The 12,403-nt window shown below is 35.9% G+C and carries 14 protein-coding genes; 9 read left to right on the top strand and 5 right to left on the bottom strand.

Annotated elements, in window-relative coordinates; genetic code table 11:
* Nucleotides 1-4: 4 nt before the first annotated feature.
* On the bottom strand, nt 5-301 hold the full coding sequence (locus tag AAGD84_RS05440) for a type IV secretion system protein VirB3 (protein ID WP_007548615.1): 297 nt from the start codon (nt 299-301) through the stop codon (nt 5-7).
* A 108-nt stretch (nt 302-409) separates the two neighbouring features.
* Between AAGD84_RS05440 and AAGD84_RS05445 the strand changes: the two genes are divergently transcribed.
* The 3 genes from AAGD84_RS05445 (at nt 410) to AAGD84_RS05455 (ending at nt 3,685) form a co-directional block, all read left to right on the top strand.
* Nucleotides 410-1,936, top strand: a complete 1,527-nt coding sequence (locus AAGD84_RS05445) for a lysine--tRNA ligase (RefSeq protein ID WP_265038027.1) — start codon at nt 410-412, stop codon at nt 1,934-1,936.
* A gap of 851 nt (nt 1,937-2,787) precedes the next feature.
* Nucleotides 2,788-2,994 carry a hypothetical protein gene (locus AAGD84_RS05450; protein ID WP_182309225.1) on the top strand — a complete coding sequence of 69 codons (207 nt, stop codon included), beginning with the start codon at nt 2,788-2,790 and terminating at the stop codon, nt 2,992-2,994.
* Between the two features lie 37 nt (nt 2,995-3,031).
* On the top strand, nt 3,032-3,685 hold the full coding sequence (locus tag AAGD84_RS05455) for a transposase (protein WP_341817926.1): 654 nt from the start codon (nt 3,032-3,034) through the stop codon (nt 3,683-3,685).
* A 77-nt stretch (nt 3,686-3,762) separates the two neighbouring features.
* On the opposite strand, the gene AAGD84_RS05460 is transcribed toward AAGD84_RS05455, so the two are convergent.
* The 3 genes from AAGD84_RS05460 to AAGD84_RS05470 are packed head-to-tail and all read right to left on the bottom strand — an operon-like array spanning nt 3,763 to nt 4,703.
* Complete coding sequence (locus tag AAGD84_RS05460; RefSeq protein ID WP_051062209.1) at nt 3,763-4,170, bottom strand: transposase; 408 nt, start codon at nt 4,168-4,170, stop codon at nt 3,763-3,765.
* A gap of 19 nt (nt 4,171-4,189) precedes the next feature.
* Complete coding sequence (locus AAGD84_RS05465; protein WP_010082383.1) at nt 4,190-4,390, bottom strand: hypothetical protein; 201 nt, start codon at nt 4,388-4,390, stop codon at nt 4,190-4,192.
* The gene (locus AAGD84_RS05470; protein ID WP_007548762.1) at nt 4,374-4,703 is read right to left on the bottom strand and encodes a transposase; all 330 of its coding nucleotides are present in this window, start codon (nt 4,701-4,703) and stop codon (nt 4,374-4,376) included. Before AAGD84_RS05470 ends, AAGD84_RS05465 begins: the two co-directional genes overlap by 17 nt.
* A 74-nt stretch (nt 4,704-4,777) precedes the next feature.
* Here AAGD84_RS05470 and AAGD84_RS05475 point away from each other — a divergent pair, with 74 nt between their 5' ends.
* Nucleotides 4,778-4,933, top strand: a complete 156-nt coding sequence (locus AAGD84_RS05475; protein ID WP_236514716.1) for a hypothetical protein — start codon at nt 4,778-4,780, stop codon at nt 4,931-4,933.
* 280 nt (nt 4,934-5,213) lie between these two features.
* Here the strand turns inward: AAGD84_RS05475 and alaS are convergent, their stop codons facing one another.
* Nucleotides 5,214-7,892, bottom strand: a complete 2,679-nt coding sequence (gene alaS / locus AAGD84_RS05480) for an alanine--tRNA ligase (RefSeq protein WP_341817927.1) — start codon at nt 7,890-7,892, stop codon at nt 5,214-5,216.
* 165 nt (nt 7,893-8,057) lie between these two features.
* On the opposite strand from alaS, the gene AAGD84_RS05485 reads away from it, so the two are divergent.
* From AAGD84_RS05485 to purH, 5 genes are all read left to right on the top strand, one after another.
* Entirely contained in the window at nt 8,058-8,501 is a 444-nt protein-coding gene (locus AAGD84_RS05485) for a PAS domain-containing protein (protein ID WP_341817928.1), read from the top strand.
* A 98-nt stretch (nt 8,502-8,599) separates the two neighbouring features.
* Nucleotides 8,600-8,806, top strand: coding sequence for a 50S ribosomal protein L35 (gene rpmI / locus AAGD84_RS05490; RefSeq protein ID WP_007548610.1), 207 nt, complete (start codon nt 8,600-8,602; stop codon nt 8,804-8,806).
* Between the two features lie 20 nt (nt 8,807-8,826).
* Entirely contained in the window at nt 8,827-9,192 is a 366-nt protein-coding gene (rplT, locus tag AAGD84_RS05495) for a 50S ribosomal protein L20 (RefSeq protein WP_006279340.1), read from the top strand.
* A 12-nt stretch (nt 9,193-9,204) separates the two neighbouring features.
* The gene (gene fmt, locus AAGD84_RS05500) at nt 9,205-10,104 is read left to right on the top strand and encodes a methionyl-tRNA formyltransferase (RefSeq protein WP_264722956.1); all 900 of its coding nucleotides are present in this window, start codon (nt 9,205-9,207) and stop codon (nt 10,102-10,104) included.
* 80 nt (nt 10,105-10,184) lie between these two features.
* Nucleotides 10,185-11,696: a bifunctional phosphoribosylaminoimidazolecarboxamide formyltransferase/IMP cyclohydrolase gene (gene purH / locus AAGD84_RS05505; protein WP_341817929.1), complete on the top strand. Its 1,512-nt coding sequence runs from the start codon at nt 10,185-10,187 to the stop codon at nt 11,694-11,696.
* Nucleotides 11,697-12,403 lie beyond the last annotated feature (707 nt).

Here is a 12,403-nt window from a genome sequence, read left to right on the forward strand (position 1 = left end):
AACGTTAAGCAATATCATAAGAATTGGCTCCATGGTAAAAACGATTTAAACATTTCGAGCACTTTCCCAATTTTACCATAAATAATTCAATAAACAACGGTTCTTTTGCAGAAGCTATATAACCAAGTCCATGTATACCTGGTAACATTAAGAGAATCACTCTTAAATCATTTGAATTAATGAAAATTAGCATGCAAATCAGGACGTTTAATATTGCAAACATATAACTCACACCAAAGAGCATTGCAGGTCTTGTAAGACCTTTAAATAATTGATCTGTTTGTATACTACCTGTGGACATATCTTTAACCTTCTAATAATAGCTCTAACACTAATACTATATCATTATATTAAAAATCCATTGAAACTAGTAGCACTTTAAGTTAAGATACATTATTTAATCCCGATAATGACAAATTGGCCATTTCAAGAAGCAGAAAAAATATTGCAAGAGTTTCCTAATAAAAAAGAAATAATATTTGAAACTGGTTATGGACCCTCTGGTTTACCCCACATAGGAACCTTTGGAGAGGTTTTCCGCACTACAGTTATTGTAAATGCATTAAAAAAAATAGCTCCTGGTATAAAAACCAAAATCATTGCAGTTTCAGATGATATGGATGGTTTGCGAAAAATACCAGATAATGTGCCAAATCAAGAGATGCTAAGAGAGCACTTAAATAAACCATTGACTATGATACCTGATCCATTTGGCACTCATCAGAGTTATGGTCATCATATGAATTCATTGTTGTGTAAATTTCTTGATATGTTTGAATTTGAATACGAGTTCAGGAGTGCAACAGAGTGTTATAAATCTGGCGTTTACGATGAAAAACTTTTACTCTTACTGAAAAATTATGATAAAGTGATGGACGTAATGCTTCCATCATTTCGGGAAGAAAGACAGCAGACTTATAGTCCATTCTTGCCAATATGCCCAAAAACTTCTCAAGTTTTACAAGTTCCAGTAATTGAAACAAATACAGAGAAAGGAACAATCACATATGAAGACCCAAACGGGGAAAAAATAGAAGTTCCAGTGACAAAAGGAAAATGTAAACTGCAATGGAAACCTGATTGGGGAATGAGGTGGGCCGCATTTGGAGTAAATTACGAAGCTCACGGAAAAGATTTAACTCCATCTGCTGTGCTTTCAAGTCAAATATGTGAAATACTTGGAGAAAAGCCACCACTTCTGTTTTGCTACGAGCTTTTCCTTGATAAAGAAGGAAAGAAAATATCAAAATCAAAAGGAAATGGCATTTCAATTGAAGAGTGGCTAACTTACGCACCAACAGAGAGCTTAGCATTGTACATTTTTCAGAGTCCTAAAAAAGCTAAACGTTTATATTTTGATGTGATACCAAAATCAACTGATGAATATTTAGAATTTGTAAAGCGTTATCATGAGAACAAAGAAAAGGATATAAATAATCCTGCTTGGCACATTCACCAGGGCAATGTTCCCAGTATAGAAACTTCAGGCATAAATTTCTCACTACTTTTAAACCTAGCAGCAGCTTGTAATGCTGAAAACAAAGAGATCCTATGGGGTTTTATATCCTCTTATGCACCAAACGTTACACCAGAAAATAATAAAATGCTTGATAGACTTTCAGACTTTGCAGTAAAGTATTATCACGATTTTATCAAGCCAACAAAATCATATAAAACTCCAAATGAAAAAGAGAAAGAAGCGTTACTAGATTTGAAGGACACTTTACATTCTCTATCTATAACTGCTACTGCTGAAGAAATTCAATCTCAGGTATTTTCTATTGGAAAAAAATATGATTACACTAACTTACGTGACTGGTTTCAGCTATTATATGAAACGTTACTTGGCCAAAAAACCGGTCCAAGAATGGGATCTTTCATAAAGCTTTATGGAATGGATAATACGATTTCTCTCATAGAAAGCGCTATTAAATAGACTTCTTGCATAACCATGTAACAAACTTTTATTGGAAATAGAAACGAAAAAACTTACTTGACACCCTTCGCCAGCTCCCTTATCATGAAACTGAAGCTATTTATTTATCTTCTCTGTACAGATTAAATGACAAAAAAACTCACGTATCTGGCGTCCCATGTTTAATTTTTTGCACTATGTGCACCTTATGTCTTTATAAAATTTCTAGGTTTTTACCTAATATAAGCTGAAATGCGCTTATAAAGCATTTAAAACATCAAAAAACGCCGATTTAAAAAATGGATAGTGAATAACTAGCTACCCTAGGGTTTCTTTTGCCTTTTTTTCTGTTTAGTAAATTTCTTAATGTTTATAATTTAGATTAGTTGCGGCTTAAAAGCAACTAAATCGCGGTTATTAAGCGTTTAGAATAAAAAAACGCCATACTTGAAAGTATAATGTAAGTAATTAGCCAACCACGGGGCTTCTTTTGCCTTTTTTTTCGTTTGGTAAATTCCTTAATATTTATAGCTAAGAGAGCCCAAGAGAGGTGTCATTCCAGCGCGTGACGCTGGAATCCCAAAAAAAGGATGATGTCATCCCAGTGCGTGACACTTGTATCTTTATGATGTGAGGCATTAGAGCTAAAATACCTCACAGGGAGGGTGAAGCTGATGCGACACTAATGCCATTAAGCCAGATTTTGCTTCCCTCCCATAGAGTTAAAGACTGAACAGTATCTTTTGGAATTATATCCCGTATTACAAGGTTAGTCTAAACTCTCAGTTTATTTATAGTCTTGGAGGCAATTTTATGCAAGTAAATGCTATTTTGGGTGTGGATATTTCAAAAAAGAAATTTGATGTTTGTTAGTGGACAGTAAAAAACGACACAAAGTCTTTCAAAATAATCAAGATGGTTTTGCAAAACTTGTAGTTTGGTGCAATGGCCATGGAGCAAATCTTACTCATTTATGTCTTGAAGCAACTAGTTGGTATGGAGAAGATTTGGCTACTTTTATGCACGATTTAGGACATAATGTCAGTATAGTAAACCCAGAAAGCTTTTGGCAAAAGTGAGCTGCTCAGAAATAAGACAGATAAATCAGATGCAGCTATGATAGCTAGATTTTGTATCGCCAACAAATCTGCTCTTTGGAAGCCCATTGCACCTGAAATGAGGCATTTGAGGGAGCTTTACCGTTGCATGCAATCGCTAAAAGATGATAAGGTGCAACAGACAAATCGCTTGGAAAACAAAAATATGCATTCCAGTTGCAAAGAAGCTATATCTAAAGTAATTTTGGCAATAGAGGAGCAAATTATTGTTCTCGAAAAAGAAATTAATGAGCATATAAATAACTATCCACATCTAAAAAATATGGTGGAAAACCTTAAGACTATAAAAGGTATAGGATATCTTACTGCTGTTGCTGTTGTCGCAGAAATGCCATCAGTTGATAACTTTGACAATGCTAAACAATTTACAGCTTTTGCTGGTCTAAATCCAGGACATTATCAATCGGGATCGTCAGTAAGTAAGAGAAGTTGCATATGCAAAATAGGATCTGAGCGTATTCGAAAAGCTCTTTATATGCCAGCTATAGTAGTCAAAAACCATAATAATCATTTTCAAAAGTTTTGTCAGCGTCTAGCAAGTAAAGGCAAATGTCCAAAAGTCATAGTTCTTGCGTTAATGCGAAAATTAATGCATGTCTTTTTTGGTATTCTTAAAAATAATCAACCATTTAATTGTAATTTTGTTGGATAATTTGTTTGACAGCAGAGACAGTATCTGGGATGGCTTTGTTGCATCGCTCTTCGGATAGTAGGTAACGTACAATAAATTCATGAAGCTATCTCAAACTTAGCCATGCCTATTTCAGTAAATTTGTTAAGCAAATAACATTTGAGTAGCAGTTCCCTCTCACGATTCATTTCAGATTTGTTCCTAAAACTAAATCCAAATGTCTTTTTTAATCGCGAGAAAAAACCTTCTATATAAGATCTTTTTCCATAACTCATCTCTTTTTTCCACTTCTTTATACCATCTTCATCATATGACTTTATGAGCTTGACTGCAGAATTTCTCTCAGCCATATAGTCTAACTTTGGATGCTCTGCTGCGTTGTTTTTCGGAGGAATTTTCGTTTTTATACCATATTGATTACACAGCTTATAGAGCTTTTCTCTGTCATATGCCCTATCTGCATATAGTACTTTTATGACATACTGAAAATCGACTTCTTTTAGCAAATCACAAGCTCCATAGTGATCAGCCGTTACTGTATTTTACAGCTATGGCTTTTTTGCTGTTTGTATTCAACATTACATGCAATTTTCTTGTCTGTTCATAGCTGCGATACTTTCTATCTTCGCTATTTTCTTTGCTATGACCAGGAGTGTTGTTGTATATACTAATTCCTGTACTGTCTATAGCAATTTCGATATCTTCCATATTATTTTCTGCAATCATTGATCTTAATATTGAGTTTCTTAAACCTTCTTGATGATTGTGAATAGCTGATAACTTGCAAATTTTTCCCAATTTGCTCAAGGTATCCTGCTATAAACCCAACTGTTTGCCTCAGGCCTATTCTAAATAAACAAGTTATTATGTGCACCAAAATTACAACTTTATCGCTATAAATATTGTTGCCACCTGGTATTTTTGGACCATTCTCGTACCACTTTTCTATGGCTTCGTTGATATAATGAAAAATATTTCCTCTTTTTTCTAGAAATTTGTTATATTCGCTATGGTTACTGACCCTCATTTTTTGTGGCATATTTTTTCTTCAACAGTTAAATCGCTATTTATAATGAATTTTGTCAGTAACTGCCAGTTCTTTTCACTTGAGCGATGCAACAAAGCCCACTGGCATCCAGCTTTCTTTATAAATTCACCAAAAGTGCTTCATTCTATAACGCAAAACCCATACTCACCAAATCCAATGCATTACTTGCAATTAAGTTTCCTGGATCCCAGTGTCTGGGCACTGGGATGACACCATCATAAAGGAATCAGTGTCAGCTACTTTCATGACACCATTCTTTTTCCTGGATCCAAGTAGTCGAGCTACTTGGATGACAGCTAGCCTGACAACCGTCATCCCGCTAACAGGTAGCGGGATCTATGCTAAGAGATACCGCGAATGAATCGCGGTATGACGGTTTGCAACGGTATGACGGTTCGCGGCGGCATAGTAATTCGTCATCCCGCTGCTTGTTAGCGGGATCTCTTGTTAGCGGCTAAGAGATACCGCGAATGAATCGCGGTATGACGGTGTAGACGATGGTTAAGTATCCCGCTGCTTGTTAGCGCCGCGGCGGTATGACGGTCCGTGGTGGTATGACGTAGAGTGCTTAGAAGCTGTTATTTTGCTATAAATGGCTGTAATGGCATCATCTATTTTATTGCTATCACAGCCTGTTTGTGCAAGTTCAGCATTCCCACCACAGTTCTTTTTAACTGCTATGGATATTAGTTCTTTTGCGCTAATCTTATTGATTAAGTCTTTACTTACTTTAATAATCAAGACTGTTTTATCTTTTTCTGTTGCCGTAAAAGCTATTACCGTTTTTGGTTTTTGTTGCTGCAAAACAAACTCTCTTATTACATTTGCTGGAATATCAGTGAAAGTGTGGCTTATAAAATTTATTCCATTTATTTCGGTGCTTTTTATATTCTCTGCACTCACAAGCTTTTTATATAGGTTTTTTATTTTGGTTTCGGATTTTTTGTGTTCTTGACTTAAAATACTTAATCTGCTTGTTATTTCACTCACTGGCGCTTTTACGAATTCTGCAACTTTTTTTAAGTTAATTTCATTATCACGTACATAATTGATTGCTTCCTGACCAGTTAAAGCTTCAATTCTCCTCACTCCAAAAGCAACAGAACTCTCTGTTACTATCTTAAACAAACCAATTTCTCCAGTATGTTCAACGTGTGTGCCACCACACAGTTCCCTTGAATCTCCAATCTTCACTACTCTTACTTGATCGCTATATTTTTCGCCGAATAACGCCATAGCTCCTTCGTCTATTGCCTGATTCATGCTCTGAATTTTTGTAGACGTAGAAAGGTTTTCTCTGATTAGAGAGTTTACCATATCTTCTACTAAGAATAGCTGATCCTGAGTAACTTGAGTGTTATGACTAAAGTCAAATCGTAACTTATCCGGTGCAACTAGGGAACCTTTTTGAGTGACATGATCACCTAGAATTTTTCTGAGTGTAAAGTGCAGAAGATGTGTAGCTGAATGATTTCTTCTTAAGGTTTGCCTTCTTTCCTTGTCAATGCTTGCTGCAACTGTGTTAACTTTACAAATTGAACCGAACTTAACTATGCATCTGTGCAAATATAGGTCATTAACCTTATTGGTATTTTCCACTGTGATTACACCTAGGTCTTGTGTCATTCCAGCGCGTGACGCTGGCCCAGTTGGGATGACAATGAAACTTCCAGCATCTCCCACCTGTCCACCTGACTCGCCATAAAAAGGTGTTTTATCAAGTATAATGGTTATCTTTTCTCCCTCCTTTGCAGAATCAATTACTTCATTTTTAGAGGAAACTATAGCTAGTATTTTCGCATCACTTACTTCATTGAACTCATAACCAACAAATTTTGTTTTGCCAAATTTATTGATCAAATCAAACCATACTTGCTCAACAGATTTTTCACCAGATCCAGCCCATTTAGCACGTGCTCTCTCTTTTTGTTCTCCCATTGCATCATCAAAACCCTTCTGGTCAAAATTTATTTTTTTCTCTTTTAAAATATCGAGTGTAATATCCAAAGGAAATCCGTAGGTGTCATATAGCTTAAACGCTGATTCTCCAGGCAAAGTATCGCCTGGTTTTAAATCTGCAGTGAATTTCTCCAGGAGATTGATACCTTTCATCAAAGTGTCTTTAAAGTTTTCTTCCTCTGATTTTAACGTCGTTTCTATTAAGCTTTTGGCTCTGATCAATTCAGGATAAATATCCCCCATATAAGCCGAACTCGTGCTATCTATCAACACTGGAAAAATACGATGGAGTAGGGAATCATTATATCCAAGCAGGTGAATATAACGCGCGGCTCTCCTAATTAATCTGCGTAATACGTAATTCCTGCCCTCATTTCCAGGAAGCACTCCTTCTGCGATGAGAAATGCAGCCGCGCGAAGATGATCTGCTACGATCTTATGCGCTATTTTATTTTCCGTTCTTCCACAGTACTCCTGTGATTTACTTATCAAAGCAGAAAATAAATCAATATCATAGTTATCATGGACATTTTGCATTACAGCAGCTATTCTCTCAAGGCCCATTCCAGTATCGATACATTTTTTTGGCAATTTATGTAAATTACCTTCTTCATCTTTATTAAATTCCATGAATACCAGATTCCAGATTTCAACAATTCTATCGCCCTCTTGTAAATTAGGACTCCCATGGTCATAAAAAATTTCAGAACATGGACCGCACGGACCAGTGCTTCCCATACTCCAAAAGTTATCATCCGTTGCAATTCTTATGATTTTATCACTTGAAAAGCCACTTATCTTACGCCAAATCTCGTACGCCTCATCATCAGTATGGTAGACGGTTATGGATAGTCTGTTTTTATCAAGAGATAACTCCTTAGTGATAAATTCCCACGCAAATTCTATCGCGGTTTCTTTAAAATAATCACCGAAGCTAAAATTTCCGAGCATTTCAAAAAATGTGTGATGCCGAGTTGTATAGCCAACATTTTCAAGATCGTTGTGTTTACCGCCTGCTCTTAGGCACTTTTGACTTGAAACAGCACGCTTCATTTCAGTTTTTTGAGCACCAGTAAAAATATTTTTAAACTGCACCATACCAGCATTTGTGAACATGAGCGTTGGGTCATGCTCTGGAATCAAAGGAGAAGAAGAAACCTGCTCGTGGTCATTACTTACGAAAAATTTTATAAATCTTTCTCTGATTTCGTTTAGCTTCATCGTTTTTATTGAGATTATTCATGAATAATAAGCTGCAATGGAAATAAAATCAATACCACTCTCTAGATCTCAGAACTTCTAGTGACATGCACCTTGTGGTAAGAAAAAATCAATATATTCACGATAAATTTACCTCATATCTGTGTTTCATATGTGGAAATTGGAATGGAAATTTATGTAGGCAAAGAAAAAAGAATAGCAAATGTGGTGACTCAACACTGGAATGACATAAAAGGATCAGACAGAGATTGGCCAGAAAGGCATGAAATAGACACTGCAGAAATAATGGAATCATGGCAGCATTGTTTTGTCATTGAAGTCAAGGATCAAGGTTATATTTGTGAAAATGCAGGAGAAAAGGCTGTTGAATTCTATGGTTTTGAGAACAAGACGCGTATTGATAATAAGTATGCAATTGATGCACCATTTTTGCGACTATATAAAATAGATGCAGTTATTGATAAACTTGATACTGTAATAGAGAGTAAATGTCCAATCAACGAAGAGGAAGAAAGTGAAAGTGTTAAAATGAGGCAAGTATTGTTGCCACTTGGGAATAAAGAAGGTATAACACACATATTGGGCGTAATTACTTTTAAACTCCTTTAATATACAATTTTAATTTGATTCTTTAATAAAATTATTTATACTAATGCTTAATTACTATTAAAGAACTCAATAGTAGTGCTTGTAAATTTATTTGGAATATGAAGAAAATAAAATTAAAAACCAAATCTTCTGTGAAAAAGCGCTTTCACCTTACAGCTAAGGGTAAAGTTATTTCTACTCAGTCAGGCAAAAGGCATGGCATGGTAAAGAGAAGTAAATCTAATATTCGTAATCAGCGCGGTACAACGATTCTTGGTAAATCTGACTCGCGTATAGTTAAGCTTCATATGCCTTACGGTATTTAACAAAATGGAGGTAAAATAAAATGGCTCGGGTAAAACGTGGAGTCACTACTCACGCTCGTCATAAAAAAATATTGAAACTGGCAAAGGGTTATAGAGGGCGCGCAAAAAGTTGTTATAGAATTGCATTACAAAGAGTTGAAAAAGCACTGCAATATGCTTATAGAGACAGAAGAACCCGTAAACGTGATTTCCGTAGCTTATGGATAATACGTATTAATGCAGCAGCAAGAGAGCATGGGCTTACTTATGGTAGGTTTATGCATGGTCTTACACTTGCCGGCATTGATTTAAATAGAAAAATTCTTGCTGAGATGGCAGTTAATTATAAGGATGATTTTGCCAAATTAGTAGAAACTGTAAGTGGTAAATTAGCGGAGAATTCTTAAAGCAAAAACACCATGAGAATTATTTTCATGGGATCACCAGGATTTGCTGTTAATTCTCTGAGCTTGTTACTGAAATCAAAGAGCGAAGTGGTGGCAGTATACACCAAGGCTCCAAAACCTTCGGGGCGTGGACAGAAGCCAACGAAATCTCCAGTACATGTTATCGCTGAAGAAAGTAACATAGAGGTATGTACTCCTATCTCTCTAAAGTTTTCGGCAGAGCAAGAAAAATTTAGAAATTTCAAACCAGACGTTGCAGTTGTAGCCGCGTATGGGTTGATACTTCCAAGAGAAATTTTGAATATTCCAAAATATGGTTGTATTAATATTCATCCTTCATTACTACCAAGGTGGCGTGGTGCAGCCCCGATACAGCACACAATTTTAGCAGGAGATCAAGAAACCGGGGTTAGCATTATGCAATTGGATGAAGGATTAGATTCCGGCCCTATTTTAAAACAGGAAAAATTTCTTATCGAAAAGAACGATAATTACAAGACATTGCATGATAAATTATCTAAGCTAGGCAGTGATTTACTGCTGAAAGTGCTAAACGAAATTGAAAAACAGCTTCCCTTAAAACAGAACGATAACAATGCATGTTACGCTGACAAAGTGGAAGACTATAAAATTTATGCAAGTGATGCCTGTGAAGTTGCTTATAGAAAGGTTAAAGCGTTTTACCCAAAAGCATTCATTAAGATAGAAAATAAACGTATCAGGATACTTGATGCTGACTTTGAAGCTCTCGCTTCAGAACAAGGTAAGATTGTTAACGATAATATGCACATAAGTTTAAAAGGTGGCACTTTAATTCCTAAAGTTGTACAAATGGAAGGGAGAAATCCTTGCAGTATTGAAGATTTTATTCGTGGCTTGAAATCAAGCATGGTAAAAAAATTTATAGAATAGACTGCTTTAAATTAGTGTAGAAATGTAATAGCTAAATTTCCTTTTCTTAGATATAATCTTAAAAAACTTTCCATATAAAAATGAAAATAAAAAGAGCTTTAATATCAGTATACGATAAAACGAATATAATTGATCTTGCATCGTTTTTAACGCAGCAACAAATAGAAATTCTTTCAACGGGCAATACTTATAAAGTGCTATCTAGTGCAGGAATAAAAACACAAGAGGTCTCAGATTACACACAATTTCCAGAGATACTGGGTGGTAGAGTGAAAACTTTACACCCTAAAATTCATGGAGGAATACTTTATGATCGAGAAAAGCATAAAAAGGAAGTGCAAGATCTAGGTATTGAGCCAATAGACCTGCTTATAACTAACCTATACCCATTTTGGGAGACAGTAAGTAGCGGCTCAAATGAAGAGCAAATTATAGAACAAATTGATATCGGCGGAGTGGCGTTAATTAGAGCTGCAGCAAAAAATTTTCATTTTACTTCAGTTATTTCTAGCATTCAAGACTATGAAGCACTGAAAGCTGAGATGATAGAAAATAACAATAAAACAACATTGGAATATAGAAAACACTTAGCAACCAAAGCATTTGCTCTCACTGCACACTACGATTCTAATATTCACAGTTGGTTTTTATCCCAGAGTAAAAATAATGAGTTACCAGAGTTTTTTGCTCTATACGGGCATAAAGTACAAGAACTCAGGTATGGTGAAAATCCCCATCAAAAAGCTGCATTTTATAGTAATCAATTTACAGAATATCCGTTGGAAAAACTACATGGAAAAGAGTTGAGTTATAATAATATAGTAGATATAGAATCCGCACTTAACATAACTTCTGAATTCGAAGAACCTGCAGCAGTGATAATCAAGCATAATAACCCATGTGGCGCTGCTATTGGTAATAATGCTTTGGAGGCATATGAAAAAGCTCTATCGTGCGATGAAGTAAGCAGTTTTGGTGGTATAGTTGCCTTAAACCGGGAGATAGATTTAAAGCTAGCAGAAAAATTAAACGAGATATTTTTGGAAGTAGTGATAGCACCATCGGTAAACAATGAGGCACTAAAAATTTTACAAAGAAAGAAAAATTTAAGAGTGATTATTCATAAATCTTTTCAACAAAATGTGAAATACCAAACTAAAAATGTTGTTGGTGGGTTTTTGGTGCAAGAAAATAATGACCACACAATAAAAGCAGAACAAGTAACAGAATGCACTGCAACAGACAAAGAAAAAAAAGATCTTATTTTTGCCTGGAAAATATGTAAGCATGTGAAATCCAACGCAATAGTTATAGCAAAAGATGGTTGTGCTATTGGCATCGGTGCAGGGCAAACAAGCAGAATAGATAGTGTGAACATTGCAGTGAAAAAAGCAGGTGAAAAATGTAAAGGTGCAGTGCTTGCTTCAGATGCATTTTTTCCATTCCCAGATAGCATAGTAGAAAGCGCAAAACATGGAATTACAGCTATAATTCAGCCCGGTGGCTCGCTAAAAGATCAAGATGTGATAAAAGCTGCAAATGAAAATAAAATTGCTATGTTTTTCACTGGCGTTCGCAGTTTTTTCCATTAGGCTTTGTGTCTTATCGTCATACCGCCACAAACCGTCATACCGCGATTCATTCGCGGTATCTCTCAACATAGATCCCGCTAGCGGGATGACAAATATACCGCCGCGGCGCTAACAAGAGATCCCGCTAACACGTAGCGGGATGACGGTTGTCAGCCAAGTAGCCCCCTATGATGTCATTCCAGCGCCCCTATGATGTCATCCCAGTGCCCCCTGTAATGTCATCCGAGTAGCTGACACTGGGATGACACCCTCCTAGTAGAAACGCTTTTGTAATTGCAACATTCGTGCAATCTTTAGCCATAAACATTAAGAAATTTACCAAATAAAAAAAGGCAAAAGAAGCCCCGTGGTGGTTGGCTATTTACTATGTACTAAAATATCGGCGTTTTTTTTATTCTAAAACGCTTGATTAAGAGCGATTTAGCTGCTTTTAACTTGCAACTAACCTACACCGCAAGTGTTTAAGAAATTTACTAAGCAGGAAAAAAGGCAAAGAAACCCCGTAGTAGCTAGCATTCAAATTCTCCCTTGTCAATTTGACGTTTTTTGCTGTCTTAAACGCTTTGTAAGCGCGTTTCGGCTTATATAGGTAAAAACCCAGAAATTTTTAAAGACATGCGATGCACGTAGTGCGAAAAATTAAACATGAGACGCCAAATACCCTAAGTTTTTTGTCATTAACCTGCACAGATTGCGAAGATAAATAA

The organism is Wolbachia endosymbiont (group A) of Andrena fulva, assembly GCF_964026815.1.
In the GTDB taxonomy this organism is placed as follows: domain Bacteria; phylum Pseudomonadota; class Alphaproteobacteria; order Rickettsiales; family Anaplasmataceae; genus Wolbachia; species Wolbachia pipientis.